The 18,807-nt window shown below is 72.8% G+C and carries 15 protein-coding genes and 1 riboswitch; of the genes, 4 read left to right on the forward strand and 11 right to left on the reverse strand.

Features of this window, described 5'->3' with window-relative positions; genetic code table 11:
• Nucleotides 1–62 precede the first annotated feature (62 nt).
• Entirely contained in the window at nt 63–287 is a 225-nt protein-coding gene (locus ACFVNO_RS09505; RefSeq protein ID WP_378891072.1) for a DUF397 domain-containing protein, read from the forward strand.
• Between the two features lie 573 nt (nt 288–860).
• Nucleotides 861–1,688, forward strand: coding sequence for a class I SAM-dependent methyltransferase (locus tag ACFVNO_RS09510; protein ID WP_378891075.1), 828 nt, complete (start codon nt 861–863; stop codon nt 1,686–1,688).
• A 158-nt stretch (nt 1,689–1,846) separates the two neighbouring features.
• Here ACFVNO_RS09510 and ACFVNO_RS09515 read toward each other — a convergent pair whose 3' ends face one another.
• Both ACFVNO_RS09515 and ACFVNO_RS09520 read right to left on the reverse strand, forming a co-directional pair.
• Complete coding sequence (locus tag ACFVNO_RS09515) at nt 1,847–2,179, reverse strand: SCO4225 family membrane protein (protein ID WP_355258183.1); 333 nt, start codon at nt 2,177–2,179, stop codon at nt 1,847–1,849.
• Nucleotides 2,180–2,415: 236 nt separating this feature from the next.
• Nucleotides 2,416–3,006: a TetR/AcrR family transcriptional regulator gene (locus ACFVNO_RS09520; protein ID WP_355258186.1), complete on the reverse strand. Its 591-nt coding sequence runs from the start codon at nt 3,004–3,006 to the stop codon at nt 2,416–2,418.
• A gap of 50 nt (nt 3,007–3,056) precedes the next feature.
• Here ACFVNO_RS09520 and ACFVNO_RS09525 point away from each other — a divergent pair, with 50 nt between their 5' ends.
• The gene (locus tag ACFVNO_RS09525; protein WP_378891080.1) at nt 3,057–4,121 is read left to right on the forward strand and encodes a hypothetical protein; all 1,065 of its coding nucleotides are present in this window, start codon (nt 3,057–3,059) and stop codon (nt 4,119–4,121) included.
• Nucleotides 4,122–4,225: 104 nt separating this feature from the next.
• The gene (locus tag ACFVNO_RS09530; RefSeq protein ID WP_355258192.1) at nt 4,226–4,687 is read left to right on the forward strand and encodes a hypothetical protein; all 462 of its coding nucleotides are present in this window, start codon (nt 4,226–4,228) and stop codon (nt 4,685–4,687) included.
• A 70-nt stretch (nt 4,688–4,757) separates the two neighbouring features.
• Here the strand turns inward: ACFVNO_RS09530 and ACFVNO_RS09535 are convergent, their stop codons facing one another.
• The 9 genes from ACFVNO_RS09535 to ACFVNO_RS09575 form a co-directional block, all read right to left on the reverse strand.
• Nucleotides 4,758–6,497 (reverse strand): RelA/SpoT family protein, encoded by a 1,740-nt coding sequence (locus tag ACFVNO_RS09535; protein ID WP_378891083.1) that lies wholly within the window; start codon nt 6,495–6,497, stop codon nt 4,758–4,760.
• 269 nt (nt 6,498–6,766) lie between these two features.
• Nucleotides 6,767–7,711 (reverse strand): electron transfer flavoprotein subunit alpha/FixB family protein, encoded by a 945-nt coding sequence (locus tag ACFVNO_RS09540; RefSeq protein WP_220563068.1) that lies wholly within the window; start codon nt 7,709–7,711, stop codon nt 6,767–6,769.
• 33 nt (nt 7,712–7,744) lie between these two features.
• Nucleotides 7,745–8,524 carry an electron transfer flavoprotein subunit beta/FixA family protein gene (locus ACFVNO_RS09545; RefSeq protein WP_220563069.1) on the reverse strand — a complete coding sequence of 260 codons (780 nt, stop codon included), beginning with the start codon at nt 8,522–8,524 and terminating at the stop codon, nt 7,745–7,747.
• Nucleotides 8,525–9,012: 488 nt separating this feature from the next.
• A complete protein-coding gene (locus ACFVNO_RS09550) occupies nt 9,013–11,457 on the reverse strand; it encodes a protein kinase (RefSeq protein ID WP_378891088.1) in 2,445 nt (814 codons plus the stop codon).
• 422 nt (nt 11,458–11,879) lie between these two features.
• Nucleotides 11,880–12,668, reverse strand: a complete 789-nt coding sequence (locus ACFVNO_RS09555; RefSeq protein WP_355258201.1) for an enoyl-CoA hydratase-related protein — start codon at nt 12,666–12,668, stop codon at nt 11,880–11,882.
• 62 nt (nt 12,669–12,730) lie between these two features.
• Complete coding sequence (locus tag ACFVNO_RS09560; RefSeq protein WP_355258204.1) at nt 12,731–13,519, reverse strand: energy-coupling factor transporter transmembrane component T; 789 nt, start codon at nt 13,517–13,519, stop codon at nt 12,731–12,733.
• Nucleotides 13,506–15,059 (reverse strand): ABC transporter ATP-binding protein, encoded by a 1,554-nt coding sequence (locus tag ACFVNO_RS09565; protein WP_378891094.1) that lies wholly within the window; start codon nt 15,057–15,059, stop codon nt 13,506–13,508. Before ACFVNO_RS09565 ends, ACFVNO_RS09560 begins: the two co-directional genes overlap by 14 nt.
• Nucleotides 15,060–15,061: 2 nt before the next feature.
• The gene (locus ACFVNO_RS09570) at nt 15,062–15,673 is read right to left on the reverse strand and encodes an ECF transporter S component (protein ID WP_220563073.1); all 612 of its coding nucleotides are present in this window, start codon (nt 15,671–15,673) and stop codon (nt 15,062–15,064) included.
• Nucleotides 15,674–15,779: 106 nt separating this feature from the next.
• A riboswitch (TPP riboswitch) is annotated at nt 15,780–15,885 on the reverse strand.
• A gap of 158 nt (nt 15,886–16,043) precedes the next feature.
• Nucleotides 16,044–18,161 carry a transglycosylase domain-containing protein gene (locus ACFVNO_RS09575; RefSeq protein ID WP_355258211.1) on the reverse strand — a complete coding sequence of 706 codons (2,118 nt, stop codon included), beginning with the start codon at nt 18,159–18,161 and terminating at the stop codon, nt 16,044–16,046.
• Nucleotides 18,162–18,807 lie beyond the last annotated feature (646 nt).

An 18,807-nucleotide genomic window follows, 5' to 3' on the forward strand; every position in this document is an offset into this window, starting at 1 on the left:
GAACCGAGCCGTTGTCCTCTTCCGGCCACCCCCGCCCGCCCTCAGGCGGGTACACCACCCGCATGAGCGAACCCGTGTTCTTCAAGTCCGGCCACCGCAGTGGGGAAGGCGAGTGCGTGGAGGTCGCGTTCCGTAAGAGCAGCTACAGCGGCACCGGCAACAACTACATCGGGGCCGCCGATACCCCCACCCCCACCCTCGTCCGCGACACCCGGAACCGGGCCGCCGGCCATCTCGGATTCGCCCCCGGAGAATGGGCGGCGCTCCTCAACACCCTCGACCGCTGACAGGACCCCTCTTGGAACTCTTGATCGTCCTCTCCATCCCCCCGGGAATCGGCCTCCTCATCTGGATCATGATGAGCAGAGAAGCACGGGAGCGCTCCTTGCAGACCAAAGCCGATCCATGGATCCCGCCCGCCGGCGACTCGGGAGGCGGCGACGGCGGCGGAGGGAGCTGACACGCAAAAGCCCCCGCTGGAACGGGGGCTTCCCAGGGGCTCGCCAGCACTGCTTGTGCCCCTCGAACACCAAGCGCAGCACACCCTCCGCATCCAGCACCACCACCGGCAGGATCGCCAAGGACATCACCACCTGCTGTGGCACCGGTGGTGCCCCCGCCTCCAGCGGGCGGTAGGCCGTCTGCCTGAACACCCCCGGGACGAACACCGTCCCCACGAACACGCGAGGATGGCCCGCCTCGAGCTGTACATTGTAGATTCCGAGCCGTTCCCAGAGGTTCAGGCTCTCGTGGGCACGGCGGCGCGGACGGGGAACGGGCCCGAGGCCGTCAGGCGCTCCCGGTGCGGAACCGGCCCCGCTTCAGGCCGACACGCACCGGTCGGGATCTAGTGTGCTGTCATGCGCGATGACACCCCTGACGAAACGCGCCGTGTCCGCTTGAGCCGGACCTTCGACGAAGACGCGGAGCTGTACGACCGCGCCAGGCCCGGATATCCGCCGGAGCTGTTCGACGACCTCGCCCCGATGGCCGGCATCGGCCCCGGCTGCCGCGTCCTGGAGATGGGCGCGGGCACCGGCAAGGCGACCCTGCCGCTCGCCGAACGCGGTTGCCGTGTCACGGCCGTCGAGTTGGGCGCGGACATGGCCGCCGTCGCCCGGCGCAACCTGGCCGGATTCGGGGCGGTGGAGGTCGTGACGGCGGACTTCGAGACCTGGCCGCTGCCGGAGGAGCCGTTCGATGCGGTCGTCGCGGCGACGGCGTTCCACTGGATCGATCCAGTGGTGCGGATGGTCAAGTCCGCCGACGCCCTGCGGCCCGGCGGCGCTCTCGCCGTGATCGGCACGCAGCACGTGGCGGGCGGCAGCGAGGAGTTCTTCGTCGAGGTGCAGGACTGCTACGAGCGTTTCGACCCCGCCACCGTCCCGGGGACGCGGCTGCCCGCAGCGGCGGACATCGACACCTCGGACCACGCGGACGAGGTGGCCCGCAGCGGCCGCTTCGGCCCCGTCACCGTCCGGCGCTACGAGTGGGACCTGGCCTACACCACCGCCGGGTACCTGGACGTGCTGCGAACCTACTCCGGCCACCGCGCTCTGCCGCCGCAGGCCCGGGAGGGCCTTCTGGGCTGCATCGCCGCGCTCATCGACCGCCGCTACGACGGCCGGATCACCAAGAGGTACCTCACCGAGCTGCGGGTATCGCGCACACTCCCCGCCCCGGGGTAGAAACGGCCCGGACCAGGCCGCTGCGTACCCGTCGGTCCGCGGGCGTACCGGACGGCGACCCCTATCACCGTTCCCACGTGGTCGGGCTCAGGGAGTGGTGGAGGCGGGCGCACACTCCGCGTGCGCCCGCCCCGGGGGACCGGCCGGAACCGCGCGGGTCAGTCGCGGGCCGGGCCGAGGATCCCGCGGAAGAGGCGCCGCACACCGGCCAGGAGCGATCCGAGGATGAAGGACTGGACCAGGGCGCAGACGACGAGCCCGACGCCGAGGAACCACAGGGGCGCGTCCAGCCCCCAGACCGCGTCGGCGATGGTCGTCACGGCCGCGAAGGCGGGGAAGGTGAACATGGCGGGCCATACCCAGATGAACCCGGGGTCCGTGCTGAACGCGGTGACGGCCGCGGCCACCGCGATGGAGCTTCCGACGAGTCCGAGGTAGATCGCCGAGGCCGGGTTGGCGAAGGTCAGCCGGACGAGGGGATGAGCGTTCATCGTCTCCCTTGGTGAAGAGGTGGAATGCCCTCCATGGTGGGGCGCGGCCGCTCCCCTGTCGTGAGTACCCGTACTCAGGGGGAACGCGGCCCCTCCCTGCACGTCCGCGCCCCGGCCGGGGCCGACGCCCGTTCCCCCTCCGGCGCCTCCCGAGGCGAACGCGGGGGTCCGGTGGCGGTGCGCGCACGGCAGCGGAACCCCCCGCGCTCCCGGCCCGCCACGCGCCTCGGCACAGGTCAGCCGGGGAAGACCTCGGACAGGGCGTCCAGGTACGCCTGCTCGTCGAACCCGGGGACGACGATCCGCTGGAGCATGAACCCCGGGATGGACGAGAGCAGCACGGGCGTCACCCGCTCCGCCCACGCCTGCGGGTCCTTCCCCCGCACGGCCTCCGGCTCGCCCGCCGCCCACTCCGCCAGTTCCGCCCGGATGATCCCCCGGACCCGGCCGAAGATCATCTCCACGATGGCGCGGATCTCCGGGTCGACGGTCGCCTCGGCCCAGATCTGCGGCGCCACGGTCATCGCCGGGTGCCGTTGCAGCACCCGGACGATCGCTCGGACGACCTCGCCCGGCGACCGCGGCGGCTCCCCCTGCGGCCTGGCGAAGCTCATCACCTTCAGGTCGAAGGTGCGCTCGGCCAGGGCCCGGAACAGCTCCTGCTTGCCCTCGAAGTACCCGTACACCGCGCCCGTGGACAGGCCCGTCTCCCTGACGATCACCGCCATGGACGCGCCGCGGTAACCGTCGCGGATGATCACCCGTTCGGCGGCGTCGAGGATCTGGTCGCGGCGGGCGGCCCTGTGCGCGTCACTCACTTTCGGCATGGGGACAGCATATGTTATACAGAACGAACATTCGTTTTTTTGGAGAAGCCATGTCTCAGACCTCCTCGCCGACACCCCGGCCGGCCGCCCCCGGACCCACGCCCCTCCCGCGCGCCTTAGGCATCGCGACCGCCCTGACCGCGGTCGTGGCCCTCGTCGTGCTCGCCTTCTCCTGGCCCGCCGTGACCGCGGAGCCCAAGGACGTCCCGATCGCGCTGGTGGGTCCTGACGCGGCCGTCGAGGCCCTCGGGGCCCGGCTGGCGGAGGACTCCGAGGGCCTCTTCGACACCGATATCCTCGGCGACCGCGACAGCGCGGTCGAGGCCGTCGAGCGTCGGGAGGTCGCCGGCGCCGTGGTCCTGGGCCCGGAGCCGGAACTGCTCACGGCCTCCGCCACCGGCCCCCTGAACCAGCCCGTCGCCCAGCTGGCGGTCCCCCTCCAGGCCGCGCTGACCGAGCAGGCCCCGGACCAGGGCGGGCGGCCCGTCGCCCTGACGGTGACCGACGTCGTCCCCTACTCCGAGGACGACCCGAACGGCGGCAAGCTCTCCTCCGCGTTCTTCCCGCTCCTGCTCGGCGGCATGATCGGCGGCATCGCCATCGGGCTCGCCGTCCACGGCGCCGGCCGCCGGGCGGTCGCGGTGCTCGCCTACTCCGCGGTCGGCGGCACCCTGCTCACCGGCATCCTCCAGACCTGGTTCGGATCGCTCCAGGGCGACTTCTGGTCCAACGCCGCCGCCTTCGGCCTCGCCCTGGGCGCCATCGCCGCGCCGATCGTCGGATTCGTCTCCCTGCTGGGCCGCGCGGGCATCGCCGTCGGCCCGGTCGTGATGATGCTCTTCGCCAACCCGATCTCCGGCGCGACCCTGCCGGCGCAGTTCCTCCCCGGCGCGTGGGGAGCCGTCGGCCAGTGGTTCCCGCCCGGGGCCTCGGCCACCCTCGTGCGCGGACTCTCCTACTTCCCGGACGCCGACCTGGCGTTCCCCTGGCTCGTACTCGCCGCCTGGGCGGCCTGCGGGCTCCTGTTGACCCTGGTGAGCGGCCTGCGCCGCACCCCGGCGGAGGATCCCGGCCGGGAGGCGGCCGCCGGCGAGCGGCGGCCCGTCGGCGTCTGAACCGTCCGGTCCCGTGCCCCGGACCGGTCGCGAAGACCCCTCCCGTCTCCGCGGAAAACCGGGAAACCCCCACCGGCCCCGCCCGCAGGTGTGAGGATCGGACCATGCAGAAACCGATACCGCTCCCCGACGCCGACGCCGCCGAGCGCCTCGCCGACGACATGAGGAACGAGCGCGTCTACGTCTTCTGCCCGAACAGGTTCTGGTCCTCGGTCCTGGTCGGCTGCGACGGCGGCACCCTCTACCTGCCCACCGCCCTGGGGGTGGTGTTCGTCGAGGAGACGAACACCGACCCGATGTGGGAGGTCGTCGACTCCCTCCCGCGCCCCATCGAGGCCGGGGAGTCGGTCCTCACCTGGCCCCGGACCCCCGAGGGCCACCGGGAGCTCCTCTCCGCGGGGATCGACAACACCCCGCCACCGCGGGAGGCCGGTTCTCTCCCGCTGCTCCTCATCCCCGAGGAGGGCCGGAGTCCGCGCATGCCCAAGCTGCTCACGGACGCGATCTCGGTGTACGAGCCGGTCTCGGCCGCGCGCATCCGCGCCCGCGCCCGCCACGTCACCTGAGCCCCGCGCCCGACCGCCGCACCCGGCCGCCGGCGGGTCCCCGCCCGCCGGGGCGGCCGTGGCACCGGGGTCAGGCCTGTTCGGTGTCGGTGCCGTCGCGCGGCGGGGCGGGGGCCGGGCGGGCCGGCGCGTCCGCGGGGTCGATCTGGCCGTACCCCATGGCCACGTAGTACTCCTCCAGCGTCGCGTACCCCGCCCGCCGGGCCACGCTGATCATGTCCCCCGACGACTCCGCCTCGATCAGGCTCCGGTCGCCGCCCATGGACTCCGCCATCCTGCGCCGCCCCGCGACCTCGGCGCGCTCGCGGTCCCGGGTGCGGTGCCACGCCCCGATCGCCACCCGCGCCTTGCCGGTGCGCACCGACTCCAGCCACGCCCGGTCCGGGCCCGGCTCGGTCTTGGTGATGATCTGGACGGTGTCGCCCTCCCGCACCTGGGCGCTGGGCAGCGCCAGCCGCCCGTTGACGGTCGCCGCCGAGAACCGGTCGCCGATCTCGTTGTCCAGGGCGTAGGCCACGTCCACCGGGGTCGACCCCTCGGGCAGCATGAGGACCACACCGTCCGCGGTGAGCACCGTGATGCTGTCCGCCAGGTCGGTGCGCACCCCCTCCAGCAGCTCCTCCGCCGAGGCGCCCTCCTGCCAGCGCAGCAGCCGGGTCAGCCACTCCGGGTCGGTGGTGCCCCCGGCGGCCAGTCGCCCGTCGCGGCCGGTGCGCTCGTGGATCTCGGCGATGATCCCGTACTCCGAAACCTGCTGGGCGCGGTTGTCGCAGATGATGATCTGCACCCGGTGCCCGGTGTCGGTGAGCACGGTCGTGTGCAGCGCCCGGTACAGGTTGTACTTGGGCGAGGCGATGAAGTCGCGGAACTTCGCGGGGACCGGCTGCCACCTGCCGTGGACCGCCCCGAGCGCCAGGTAGGCGTTGCGCTCCTCGCCGCGGACCACCACCAGGTACCGGACGGTCGCCTGCGGGTCCAGGGCGGCCAGCGGGGCGCCGGAGTGGAAGACCGACGCCAGGTGGCGCGGGCGCACCTCCACGTCCGCCTTGACCCGGAACGCCGCCAGGCTGTCGCGCAGGGCCACCGTCAGGGCCTCGGTCTCCGGCCGAGCCCGCCCCCGGACCAGGGCGGCGCACTCGCGGGTGCGCTCGAACTCCTCGGTCTCCAGGTACTCGAAACACAGGTCCTCGAGTTCCCGTTTGAGCTTGTACACGCCCAGCCGCTCGGCCAGCGGGATGAGCAGCTCCCGGGTGCCCCTGGCGATCTTCACCCGCTTGTGCGGCGGCTGGAACTGGAGGGTGCGCAGGTTGTGCACCCGGTCGGCGAGCTTGATCAGCAGGACCCGCAGGTCGTCGCGGGCGGCCACGACCATCTTGCGGAAGGTCTCGCCGGCGGCGGCGCTGCCGTACATGGACCGGTCGACCTTGGTGACCCCGTCGACCATGACGCCCACCTCGGTGCCGAACTCCGCGGCGAGGTGGGCGAGGCTGAACGGGGTGTCCTCCACGGTGTCGTGCAGGAGCGCGGCGACGAGGGTGGCGGTGTCGAGGCCGAGCTCGGCGAGGATCGTGGCGACGGCCAGGGGGTGGATGATGAAGGGCTCGCCGCTCTTGCGCTTCTGCTCCCGGTGCAGGTGGTCGGCGACGGCGTAGGCGCGCGCCAGCAGGGCGGTGTCGGCCTTGGGGTACCAGCGCAGGTGCTCGGCGATGAGCGGTTCGGCCTCGGAAGCGGGGCGGGTGGTGGCCTTGGCCTGGTTGAGCCCGCGCCACCACTCGGTGGAGGCCGTCACATCCACATCGGGAGCACCCATATGGACCCCTTCCCATCGCGCTGCGGACCGGGTATTCCGCTAAGCCTACTTATCCCCGGGCGCCCCCGGCCCACGAACCCCGCAACCCGGTGCGGAACCGGCTGCGGGCAGGGGATCGCCGTTCCCGGGAGAGGTGGGTCACCCCGCCCCGCTCCCCCGGCCCGGGACGCGCGAACGCCCGGCCAGGGTCCTGGCCGGGCGTTCGGGGCTCGCGAGCGCGGTACCTGCGCCGCCCGCGACCGGCGGCGGCCGGTCACGGGTGGGTGCGGCTACTTGCGCTTCTTGATCTCCTCGGTCAGCTGCGGGGCGACGGTGTGCAGGTCGCCCACGACACCGAAGTCCACCAGCTCGAAGATCGGCGCCTCGGGGTCCTTGTTGACCGCGACGATGTTCTTCGAGGTCTGCATGCCGGCCCGGTGCTGGATCGCGCCGGAGATGCCCAGGGCGATGTACAGGTTCGGGCTGACCGTCTTGCCCGTCTGGCCGACCTGGAACTGGTTCGGGTACCAGCCGGAGTCGACGGCGGCGCGGGACGCGCCGACGGCGGCACCGAGCGAGTCGGCGAGGTTCTCGACGACGGTGAAGTCGTCGGAGCCCACGCCGCGGCCGCCGGAGACCACGACGGCGGCCTCGGTCAGCTCGGGGCGCTCGCCCTGCTCCTGGACGACGCGCTCGACGACCTTGGCGGTCTTGGCGGCGTCCGACAGCTCGACGGTAACGGCCTCCTCGGCGGCGGCGCCGGCGGCGGCCTCGGCCGGGATGGAGTTCGGGCGGACCGCGATGACCGGGACGCCGGTCCGGACGCGGCCGTGGGTGACGGTGGCGCCGCCGAAGATGCTGTGCTCGGTGACCAGGTCGGCGTTGACGTCGACCACGTCGGTGAGCACGCCCGAGCCCAGCTTGACGGCGGTGCGGCCGGCGATCTCCTTGTTCTCGGCGGTGGCCGAGACGAGGACGGCGGCGGCGCCCTTGTCCTGGGCGAGCTTGGCGAGCAGCTCGGCCTTGGGCGCGACGACGTAGTCGTTGAGCTCGGCCGGAGCGACGTAGACCTTCTCGGCGCCGAACTCGGCCAGCGCGGCCTTGCCCGACTCCGCACCTTCGCCGACCCAGACCGCGGCGGGCTCGCCGATGCGGCGCGCGGCGGTCAGCAGCTCGGTGGTGACCTTCTTGACCTGTCCGTCGACGTGGTCGACGAGGACGAGGACCTCAGCCATAATCCTTGAACCTTCCTGAGTCTCTCGCCTGACCTACACGAACTTCTTCTCGGCGAGGAAGTCGGCGATCTTCACGCCGCCGTCGCCCTCGTCCTTGACGATCGTGCCCGCGGCGCGCGGCGGCGCGGCGGCGAAGTCGACGGTCTCGGTGGTGGCGTTGGCCAGTCCGACCTTGGCGGTGTCGATGCCGGCGTCGGCCGCGGACTTCTTGTCCACCGGCTTCTTCTTCGCCTGCATGATCAGCTTGAAGGACGGGTAGCGCGGCTCGTTGATCTTCTCCACGACGGAGACGACGGCGGGCAGCTGCGCCTCGACGACGTCGTAGCCGTAGTCGGTCTGCCGCTGGATCCTGATGGCGCCGCCGTCCACGTCGACCTTGCCGGCCAGCGTGAGCTGGGGCAGGCCGAGGTACTCGGCGAGCGCGGCGCCGACGACGCCGGTGCGGGCGTCGGTGGACTCCGAGCCCAGGACGACGAGGTCGAACTCCAGGGTGCCCAGGGCCTGCGCGAGCGCGTAGGCGGTCTGGAGGGAGTCCGAGCCGTGGAGGGCGTCGTCGTTGACGAAGACGGCCTTGTCGGCGCCCATGGACAGCGCCTTGCGGATCGAGTCCGTGGCCTGGTCCGGTCCCATCGTCAGGATGGTGACCTCGCCGCCGTGCTTCTCCTTGAGCAGGAGGGCTTCCTCGATCGCGTACTCGTCGAGCTCGTTGACGACGCCGTCGGACGCTGCGCGGTCCAGCGTGTTGTCGGCGGCGTTGAGCTTCCGTTCGGTCGCCGTGTCCGGGACCTGCTTGACCAAAACGACAATATTCATGGCCGGTGGCCGACCTCCCTGCACTCCATGATCCGCCGTGCGGCGGCCGGACGCTGGCGCGCCCCGTACTGCCCAACAATGTCGAACGACGTTCGGTCATCCGACGGCGGGTCCGGTCTTTCCGGTCGATCGGCCCCGCGGTGTGCTCATAGTCCAGATGTTACTGGCTAGTAGCATGAAGGCCAACCCGCAGCCCCCGCTTTTACTTAGGAAACCCTAACCCCTACGGATAGCGCGAACCGAACGAGCGGCGCCATCAGGCGTTCCACCGGTTCTCCGGGCCGTGCGCACGCGGGGTCGGAGGCCCTTCTCACACCTTAACCACCGCGTGCCGCGGCCCCGCAGCCGCACCGCCCCCGCACCGGGGCGCCCGGCGGCCCCCACGGCCCCCCGGCCCCGCCGTCCCCACGGCCCCCGCACTCCCCCGGAAACGGGGGCGCCCCCGCTCTCCGAGGAGGAGCGGGGGCGTCCGGGACGCGTGGCGGGCGTCAGCCGCTGAACCAGTCCGAGGGGCCCCGGAGCGGCCCCAGGCGCCAGTCCGGCGCGGAGCCGAAGCCGAACGACAGGATGAGCATCGTCAGCAGCACCACCGCGACGATCACGCCGATGTACAGGTACAGGTTGCGGAACCGGACCCGCTCCACCAGCCACACCGCCTGGTGCCGGGCCTGGCGGCCGCTGGGCATCAGGTAGCTGAGCAGCATCGTCACGAACACCGCGAACCCGCCGATGTAGTTGGCCCCGGAGTCGCCGGTCTCCACGATCTGGGCGTAGACCAGGCCCACGAGGATGCCCGCCACCAGGTACACCAGGCCGAACCCGACGGTGCGCAGCAGCATCCGCCCGAACGCCCACGGGAAGCTGAGCGCCACCACCACGCTGTCGGAGTTGCGCGGGCCGCGCGTCTGGAGCCGCTTGGCGTGCTCGGCCTTGACCACGTCCAGCGCGCTCAGCCCGGCGATGACCAGGATGCCCAGCAGGATGCCGATCCACGGGAACACCAGGCCCAGGCCGGCCAGCGCCAGCACCACCGGGATGAGGATCAGCGGGTGCATCTGGTACACCCGCTCCTCGTACTCCTCGCCGTCCCCGTCCTCGTAGAGGGAGTCGTACTCGTCGTACTCGCCGGTGTTGTTGTCGCCCCGGAAGTAGCCGCCCATCCGGTCGTTGCCGCCGCGACGGAAGCGGTTCAGCCAGCCGCCCTGCTCCTCGTCGTCCTCGTCGAACTCCTGCGTGTGCCGACTGCGCCCGCCGTCCTCGTCGACGGGGGTGAGGATGTCCGAGAAGTCGCCCTTGTGCAGCGGCGTGTTGAAGAACTGGGTCTGCGGCGACTCGTACTGCTGCTCGTACGGCTCCTCGTAGTCGAGGGAGGAGCGCTTGCCCCGCGCCGTCTCGCGCGGGTCGAGCATCATGGTGCCCTGCGGGTCGTTGGAGCCGCCGTCGACCGGGTCGAGCATCATGGTGCCCTGCGGGTCGTTGGAACCACCGTCCGCCGGGTCGATCCGCACGGTGCCCTGGTCGTCGCCGGCGGACACCGGGGTGAAGCGCTGCGTGCCCGCGTCGTCGGCGAGCGGGTCGATCCGCATGGTGCCCTGCGGGTCGTCCAGGTCGTCCGCCCCCGCGGGGGCGATCCGCTCCGTGCCCCGGTCGCCCGGGTCGTCGAAGCGGCCGGGGCCGATGCGCTCGGTGCCGGCCCCGCCCAGGTCGTCGGTGGCCTCCTCACCGGCGCCCCAGCCGCCGGACAGGTCGTCCGTGGCCTCGTCCTCCCAGCCGCGGCCGCGGCCGCCCGAGAGGTCGTCGGTGGCCTCGTCGCCGGGCAGGCCGCCCGACTCCGAGCGCGCCTCCCGGCGCTGGTCGCCCGGAGCGGACCAGGCGCTGGCGGCGGGGTTGGGACCGCTGGTCCAGCCCTCGCCCCCGCCCTGCGTCATCCGGCTGGCCAGGTACCCGGCCGCACCGCCCAGCGCCGCACCGCCCAGGGCCGCGCCCGCGGCGCCGCCCGCGCCCGCCCCGGAGCCGCCCGGGTCCGCGGCGGCCGTGCCGCCGGTATCGCTCCCGGGCACCGGCGAGTGGTAGACGGTGTGCCCGCCCGTCAGCCCCGCGGACTTGGCCCCGGGGTCCTCGGTCCAGGGCAGGTCGAGGTTGAGCCGCCCGGCCTCCTCCACCAGCTCGGCGGCGGTGGGACGGCGCCGCATGTCGCGGGAGACGGCGCGCGTGACCAGCGGCCGCAGCGCCTCGTGCATCCCGTCCATGTCGATCTCGCCGTTGAGGATGCGGAAGAAGATCACCTCGAAGGCGCCCGCGCCGTAGGGCGGGCGGCCGGTGGAGGCGAAGGCGACGGTGCCGCCCCAGGCGTGGATGTCGGTGGCCGGCCCCAGCGCGGTGCCCTCGATGACTTCCGGGGAGAGGTAGCTGGGCGTGCCGACGAAGGTGCCGGTCTGGGTGAGCTTGGCGCCGTCGACGGCGTGCGCGATGCCGAAGTCGATGACGATCGGCTCGCCGTTGGAGATGATGACGTTGCCGGGCTTGAGGTCGCGGTGGATGACGTCGACCGCGTGGATGTCCTTGATCGCCCGGGCCAGGCCGGTGATGAAGCGGGTGAGCGCGCGCCCGCGCAGCGGCCCGTGGTCGGTGACGGTGGCGTCCAGGGTGGGACCGGGGATGTACTCGGTGACCACCCAGGGCAGCTCGGCGTCGATGTTGGCGTCGATGACCTCGGCGACGTTGGGGCTCTGCACCCGGCGCATCGTCTCGACCTCGCGGGCGAGCCGGGCGCGGGCGATGCGGTCTCCGGCGACCTCGGGCTTGAGGACCTTCACCGCGACGAACTGCTGGGTCCGGGGATCTTCGGCCTGGTACACCACGCCCATGCCGCCCGATCCGATGCGGCGGCGGATCACGTAGTGGCCGATGCGCTCCGGCAGCTCCTCACCCATGGGGAAACCTGCCGACATTGCCATCGAGTACTCATCCCCTCAAAAGACCGCATAACCGCCACGTCCAGCTTATCGGCCGGGGGAATGGGTCACCATTGGCTTGTACGGGCCCCGACGGGGCCGTTGTGGTCTGTTCGGCGCCGCCGGGAAGTCTGGGGGCTCCGGCGGTCGGTCCCTCGTCGGACGACCACCACCGAGTATGACGGAAAATCCGGGCGTGCGGTTCCCCTCCACCTGTCCGAACTGGCCGGTTTCGGTCTCCGGGAAGGGTGTTTCGGTCCGTGTGTGCCCGTCCCACCCGCCCCGTCCTCCGTACCGGCCCCCGCGGACCGGCGGCCCGTGCCGGGCACCGCCGTGCCCCTTCTCACCCCGCGTCCCGCGACCGGTGCCGCGGCTACCGGCCGCGGGACGGCCCCGGCGGGTCAGCGGCCGTTGAAGACCGCCTTGCCGGGCCCCTGCTCGATGAAGCTGCGCATGCCGGTCTTCTGGTCCTCGGTGGCGAACAGCCCGGCGAAGTGCAGGCGCTCCATCTCCAGCCCGGTGTCCAGGTCGGTCTCCAGGCCGCGGTCCACGGCCTCCTTGGCGGCGGCCAGCGCCACCGCGGGGCCGTCGGCGAAGCGGGCGACGAAGGCCACCGCCTCGGCGTAGACGTCCTCGTCGGCGACGACGGCGTCCGCCAGGCCGATCTCCTTCGCCTCGGCGGCGTCCACGTGGCGGCCGCTGAAGATCATCTCCTTGGCGCGGGCCGGGCCGATGAGCCGGGGCAGCCGCTGGGTGCCGCCGGCGCCGGGGATCACGCCGAGCTGGATCTCGGGGACGCCCAGCTTGGCCTTGCTCCCCACCACCCGGAAGTCGGCGGCCAGCGCCAGCTCCAGGCCGCCGCCCAGGGCGTAGCCGGTGACGGCCGCGACCACGGGCTTGGGGATGCGCGCCACGGCGGTCAGCGCCTTCTGGAGGTCGCGGGCGTACTCCAGCATCTGCGCGTGGGTGCGCTCGGCCATCTCCTTGATGTCGGCCCCCGCCACGAAGAACCGCTCGCCGCCGTAGACCACGACCGCTCGGGCCGCCGGGTCGGCGGCGACCTGCGCGGCGGCCTCGGCGATCTCGGCGGTCAGTACCGCGTTGAGCGCGTTCACCTTGGGGCGGTCCAGCCGGATCACGGCGACCGCCGGGTGCTCGGGGTCGGTCTCCACGCGCACGAACTCGGCCACGTGCTCCACCTCTTCGCTTGTCGACGTCAGTGTCTGGGTCCCAGGGATTCCTATCACCCGGGTCACGAGAACAGCAGTACCAGGGTGCCCAGCCTGGCGGACAGCGTGTAGGCCGCCGCCAGCAGCAGCAACGCCCCGACCGGCAGCAGCGTGTCGGCGGTGCGCCAGCGGCTGTGCCGGGCGTGGCTGCGCCGTCCGGTGCCGAACGCGCGGGCGTCCATGGCGGTGGCCATGAGCGTCCCGGTGCGGATGGCCCGCACCAGCAACGCGAACATCCGCCCGAAGAACAGCGCGACCATCCGCACCGGGTTGCGGCCCGCCTCCAGCCCGCGGGCCCGCCGGGCCAGGGTGATGGTGCGCCACTGGTCGGCCAGCAGCGGGACCAGCCGCAGCGCGGCCAGCACGCCCATGGCCGGGCGCTCGGGCACCCTCAGCCTCTGCACCAGGCCGTCGGCCATGTCGGTGGGGTCGCTCCCGGCGGCGGCGAGCAGCCCGGGCAGGGCGATGGCCAGCAGGCGCACCGCCGCCCCCACCGCCCCCTCCAGGCCCTCCTCGCCGTACAGGTAATTGACCAGGCCGCTGGACAGGCCCATGAGGACGAACGGCCCGCCCAGGACCAGCAGGGTGCGCCGGTCCAGGCCGCTGAACGGCACCAGGGCCAGCACGCCCAGCAGCACCACGCCGCCGGTGACGGCGTCCACCGCCGGGACCAGGCCCAGGCCCAGGACCAGCGCGGCCAGCAGCTTGGCCGCGGGGTTGAACCGGGTCAGCCAGGTGCGGGCGCCGCCGTCCCCGGGCGCGTCGAAGGTCAGCGCGTCCGCGACCGGCGCGTTGGTCTCACGGTCGGCCACGGGTGCCCCCCTCCGCCGCGTCGGCGCGGCCCGTCTCCTCGGCCCGGCCGCCGGCGACCCGGATCCGCACGTCGGCCAGGCGGCGCAGCAGCAGCTCGTCGTGGGTGGCCATGACGACGGCGCGGCCCTCGGCCCGCAGTCCGCCGAGCAGTTCCACCAGCTCGGTCCAGGTCCGGGTGTCCTGGCCGAAGGTGGGCTCGTCCAGGACCAGCACGTCGGGGGCGTGCGAAGGGCCGGAACTCAGCGCGGTGGCGACCGAAAGCCGCCGTTTCTCTCCCCCGGAAAGCGTGTACGGGTGCACGTCGGCCAGCGCGGTCAGCCGCAGGCGCTCCAGCAGCTCGCCGACCCACGCCTCGGTCTCCGCCTCGCCCCTCCCGGCGCGCAGCGGGGCGAACCTCAGCTCGTCCCGGACGGTGCCGGTGACGAACTGGTCCTCGGCGTGCTGGAACACGGTGCCCACGTGCCGGGCCAGCCTGCGCGCCGGCCAGCGTGCCAGCGGCCGCCGGTCGGCGTCGGCCAGCGGGCCGTGCGGCAGGACGGCGCCGCGGTGGGGGCGGGACAGCCCGGCCAGCAGGGTGAGCAGCGTGGACTTGCCGGCGCCGTTGGGCCCGGTCAGCGCGGTGGCGGTCCCGGCCCGCACCGCGACGTCCACGTCCTCCAGGACCGTGCGCCGGGGCGGGACGCGCACGCCCAGCCCGGGCGGGGTGCGGGCGTCCACCCCGGCGGCCCGCAGCAGCACCGGGCCGCCGGGGGCGGCTCCCGGGGAGGGGTCGGGCTCGTGCCCGGGCACCCACACGCCCTGCGCGGCCAGCGCCGCGCCGTGGGCGGCGAACACCTCGCGCGGCGGGCCGTCGGCGGCCACGCCGCCCCCGGCCTCCAGCACGACCACCCGGTCCACCAGGTCCACGACCTCGGCGACCCGGTGCTCCACCAGCACCATCGTCGCCGAGGTCCGCTCCAGCAGGCGGGCGAGCACCCCGCGCACGAGGGCGGCCCCGTCCGGGTCGAGGTTGGCGGTGGGCTCGTCGAGCAGCAGCAGGCGCGGGCGCATCGCCATCGCCCCGGCGATGACCAGGCGCTGCTTCTCGCCGCCCGACAGCGCACCGGTGGGGTGGCGCGGACCGTAGGGGAACCCGACGGCCTCCAGCGCCTCGCCCACCCGCTCGCGGATCTCCTCCGGCGGCACGCCCAGGTTCTCCGGGCCGAAGGCGACGTCGTCCCCGGCCCGGGCCATGACGATCTGCGACTCGGGGTCCTGGGCGACCAGCCCGACCCCGGCCCGGCCGCGGCGGGCCCGCTCCCCGTCCACCAGGAGCAGGCCCTCCTCCTCTCCGCCGATGGCGCCGTCGTCGCCGGTGAGCCCGGCCAGGGCGTGCAGCAGGGTGGACTTGCCGGTGCCGGAGGCGCCGAGCAGCAGCACCCGTTCACCGGGCCCGACGGCCAGGTCGACGCCCCGCAGGGTGTACGCGTCCCGGCCCGCGTGCCGCCATCCCCAGCCGGAGAGCTCGACGCGGGCGCCCGGGCGTCCTCGGTCGGCCACGGTCAGCCCTTGGCCGAGGCGAAGGGGGCCAGCGCGCCGGAGCGGGCCAGGGCGGTGGTGAGCAGGCGCGCGCCGACCCCGGCGATGACCGCGGCGCTGATCACCACGATGACCCCGTAGATCACCTGGTAGTGCAGCGGCCAGGTGACGTTGTAGGCGATGTTGTCGCGGATCGCCGGGGAGATCCCGGCGACGGCGGCGGCCAGGACGGCGACGCCCATGCCCCAGCGGCGGTAGCCGAAGGCCAGGAAGACCAGCTCGGGCAGGATGCCCTGGAGGGTGCCGTCGAGGAGGACCATGACCCCCCACTGGGTGCCCAGGACCGCCGACACCGAGGCGGCGGCGATCGAGGTCAGCAGGGCGGCGCCGGGCCTGCGGATGATGAGCCCGCCCAGGACGCCGGAGATCAGCCACATGCCGTAGACGGCCGCCTGCCCGGGCGGGAACGCCGCGAACAGCGGGGTGGTGATGGACCAGACGATGTTCCAGAGCCAGAACACGACGCCGACGGCGACGCCCAGCACGGCGGCGACGACGATGTCGACGGTGCGCCAGCCGCGTGCCCGCGACCTGATGTCGGCCCAGGTGCCACCGGGGGTGGTGTCGGTGCCCATTCGATGTGTCCCTTCGTCGGTGTGACGAGGGGCGGATACGGCCAAGAGCGGCACCGGGGCACTGCGGCGCCGGAAGCGGACCTCCGGCGCGCGAGACGCGCCATCGGTGGCGGTTCCCACGACTTCCTTCGCCGGCATTACCCGGATCAGGTGTGTAAGGGTCTGCGGACTTTCCGCACTCTCAGCGCTCACGCGCTCCCCTGTCGGTTCGCCCCCATTATGCGCCATATGCCGGAGAAGGCCAGTCCTGTGCCGTGCCGTCTCACCTCCCGGGACGCCGCGGGGGCCGGCCCCGAACCGGGACCGGCCCCCGTCCCCTCCCCGGGGACTGCTCCGGAGGGCCCTCCCCGGGCCCCTCCGCGCCTTGCGGTCAGGCGTCCTCGTCGCCCTCCTCCTCCTTCTTGGGCGGGGCCGCCGACGGGTCGCCGAAGCGGGGCGGCGACGGGGCGAAGGACTCCGCGGGCAGGTCGGCCGCGGCGCGGTTCATCGTGGCCTGCCAGATCGGCCCCGGCAGCGTGCCGCCGTAGACGATCCCGTAGTACCGGCCGCCGATCCACACCCCCTGGAGCGGGTTCTGCTCCCCGCCCCGGATGTCGCCGACCACCACGGCCGAGGCCAGGTTGGGCGTGTACCCGGCGAACCAGGCGTAGGCCGCGCTGTCGGTGGTGCCGGTCTTGCCCGCGGCCGGGCGGCCGATGCCCAGGCCGTTCGCGGTGCCGCCCTTGAAGGTCTGCTGGAGCAGGTGGTTGACGCCGTCGGCCACGTGGGTCGGCACCGCCCCCTCCTCGCAGTGCGAGCGCATCCGGATCTCGCGGAAGTCCTCGTCGCCCTCGCGGCCGATGGTCACGGAGGACACCGGGCGCGGCTCGCAGTACTCGCCCCGCGCCGCGAAGGTGGCGTAGGCGTTGGCGACGGTGAGCGGGGAGACCTCCTGGTCGCCCAGGGTGAAGGAGCTCCACACGCCCAGCGGCTCGCCGTCGGCGCGGTGGATGCCGGTCCGCTCGGCCATCTCGGCGGTCTCGCACAGCCCCACCCGCCTCTGGAGCTGGGCGAAGTAGGTGTTCACCGACCCCTTGGTCCCGCTGATCATGTTGTGCGAGCCCGCGTCGCTCTCACCCGCGTTGTTCACCTTCCACGTGGACATCGTCCCGCCCTCGCAGTTGGCCATCCCGCTCACGGAGACGCTCTTGGGCGAGTCGAAGCTGGTCCCGTACTTCAGCCCCTTGTCGAGCGCCGCGGCCAGGGTGAACGCCTTGAACGTGGACCCCGCCTGGTACCCGTGCGAGCCGCCGTCCTCGTGGTCGACGGCCAGGTTGATGGAGGTCGTCCCGACCTCCTCCTCGTCGAACCCGTACCGCATGTTCTGGGCCATCGCCCGGACCTTGCCGGTCCCGGGCTCCACCAGCACCTGCGCGGCGAACTTGGTGGTGTCCCCCGGGGGCACCCGGGAGTCGATGGCCTCCTGCGCGGCCGCCTGCATCCCCGAGTCCAGGGTGGTGCGCACGGTGATGCCGCCGCGCCCGAGCAGGAACTCGCGCTCCGCGGGGTCCTCGGCCAGCTCCTCGGAGTCCTGGAGCCAGCGCATCACGTAGTCGCAGAAGAACGGCTGCTCGCTGTGGTAGCAGCTGCCGCCGCGCGGCGTGGGGTCCAGCCGCAGGTCGGCCCCGCGGTACCGGTCGGCCTCCCCTTCGGACAGGTGGCCGGTGGCGACCATGCGGTCGAGCACCAGGTCGCGCCGTTCGGCGGCGGCCTCGGGGTTGGCCAACGGGTCGTAGTAGGAGGGGGCGCGCACCAGGCCCACGAGGGTCGCCGCCTGGCCGGGGTCCAGCCGGTCCGCGGTGGTCGAGAAGTAGCGGCGGGCCGCGATCTCGATGCCGTGGGCGCCGGAGCCGAAGTAGGCGAGGTTGAGGTAGCCCTCCATGATCTCGTCCTTGCTCAGGCGGTCCTCGACGTCGATGGCGTAGCGCAGCTCGACGAGCTTGCGGACCAGGGTCCGCTCGCTGGCGCGCCGCACCCCCTCCTCGTCGGTGGCCTGCTCGATGAGCAGGTTCTTGACGTACTGCTGGGTGATGGTCGAGCCGCCCTGGGTGTCGCCCTGCGCGGTGCGCGTGGCGGCGCGCAGCAGGCCGCGCAGGTCGAGCCCGGCGTGTTCGTAGAACCGCTCGTCCTCGATCGCCATCAGCGCGGCCGGGACCCAGGGGCTGATGTCCGCCAGGTCGACGACCTCGCGTTCGCGCCGGGCCACCTCGGCGATGGGCTCGTGGTCGACGTCGGTGATGAGGACCCGCTCGGTCAGGCGGTGGATCTCCAGGTCGGCGGGCAGCGCCATGAACCCGGCCGCGGCGTCGCGGGCGGCCAGCCCCAGGCCGCCCGCCCAGGGCAGGATCAGCGCCGCGGTCAGCAGCCCCGCCAGCGCGCCCGTCCCCGCCAGTCCCAGGATCGTCCTGCGTCTCTCCTCCGGCCGGCCCTTCCGGTTCGGCTCCGTCACGTCGTCCCCCCAACGCCGTGTGGCCCCCGCCCGCGCTCGGCACGGGCGGGGCACTGCTGCGTCGACCACCCTCGCAGGGACGGGCCGCCGCGGACGGCGCGGGATCGGGCGTGTCACTGAAACTCTTCATCAATCCATGGCAAAGCCAACAGATCGGACATCGCTCACGCCAGGTGCACTACTCAACGAAACGGGCATTTCAATTTCTCGACATCGAGACGAAACGAAGCCGCACGGCACGGCCCGCCGCACCGATGCACCGAATCCGGGACTAGCCGACTTCCATGGATCATTCCGACACACGGACATGTCCGCAATAAGGTCGGACCCCTCCTCCGGGCATTTGGTCATCCCTACCCATCCGCCACACCCCTGCAACATGACCGATGAGTTTTCCGACTTTTCACCACAGAGAACGGCAGAACAACCAGAGAGACCCCCGAAACACGTGTCTCTTTCTGACCGATTTGCGTAGTTTACGCAGGTGAAACCAGTCAAATACCAGCAGAAAGCCCTTACAGCCAGTGTGACGAGGATCACATAAATTATCCGGCCCTGGCACTCCGCCAAACCACACGAGAGGGCACACGATAGAGAGCGGAGGGCACCGAAGCCGCAATCCGGACAGAATCCGATCCGGGCCCTT

The organism is Nocardiopsis sp. NPDC057823 (assembly GCF_042797335.1).
GTDB classification, from domain to species: domain Bacteria; phylum Actinomycetota; class Actinomycetes; order Streptosporangiales; family Streptosporangiaceae; genus Nocardiopsis; species Nocardiopsis changdeensis.

Bases quoted from the DNA above. Each gene is read 5' to 3' on its own strand.
- ACFVNO_RS09505 (WP_378891072.1), top strand. From the start codon at position 63: ATGAGCGAACCCGTGTTCTTCAAGTCCGGCCACCGCAGTGGGGAAGGC.
- ACFVNO_RS09510 (WP_378891075.1), top strand. From the start codon at position 861: ATGCGCGATGACACCCCTGACGAAACGCGCCGTGTCCGCTTGAGCCGG.
- ACFVNO_RS09515 (WP_355258183.1), bottom strand. From the start codon at position 2,179: ATGAACGCTCATCCCCTCGTCCGGCTGACCTTCGCCAACCCGGCCTCG.
- ACFVNO_RS09520 (WP_355258186.1), bottom strand. From the start codon at position 3,006: ATGCCGAAAGTGAGTGACGCGCACAGGGCCGCCCGCCGCGACCAGATC.
- ACFVNO_RS09525 (WP_378891080.1), top strand. From the start codon at position 3,057: ATGTCTCAGACCTCCTCGCCGACACCCCGGCCGGCCGCCCCCGGACCC.
- ACFVNO_RS09530 (WP_355258192.1), top strand. From the start codon at position 4,226: ATGCAGAAACCGATACCGCTCCCCGACGCCGACGCCGCCGAGCGCCTC.
- ACFVNO_RS09535 (WP_378891083.1), bottom strand. From the start codon at position 6,497: ATGGGTGCTCCCGATGTGGATGTGACGGCCTCCACCGAGTGGTGGCGC.
- ACFVNO_RS09540 (WP_220563068.1), bottom strand. From the start codon at position 7,711: ATGGCTGAGGTCCTCGTCCTCGTCGACCACGTCGACGGACAGGTCAAG.
- ACFVNO_RS09545 (WP_220563069.1), bottom strand. From the start codon at position 8,524: ATGAATATTGTCGTTTTGGTCAAGCAGGTCCCGGACACGGCGACCGAA.
- ACFVNO_RS09550 (WP_378891088.1), bottom strand. From the start codon at position 11,457: ATGGGTGAGGAGCTGCCGGAGCGCATCGGCCACTACGTGATCCGCCGC.
- ACFVNO_RS09570 (WP_220563073.1), bottom strand. From the start codon at position 15,673: ATGGGCACCGACACCACCCCCGGTGGCACCTGGGCCGACATCAGGTCG.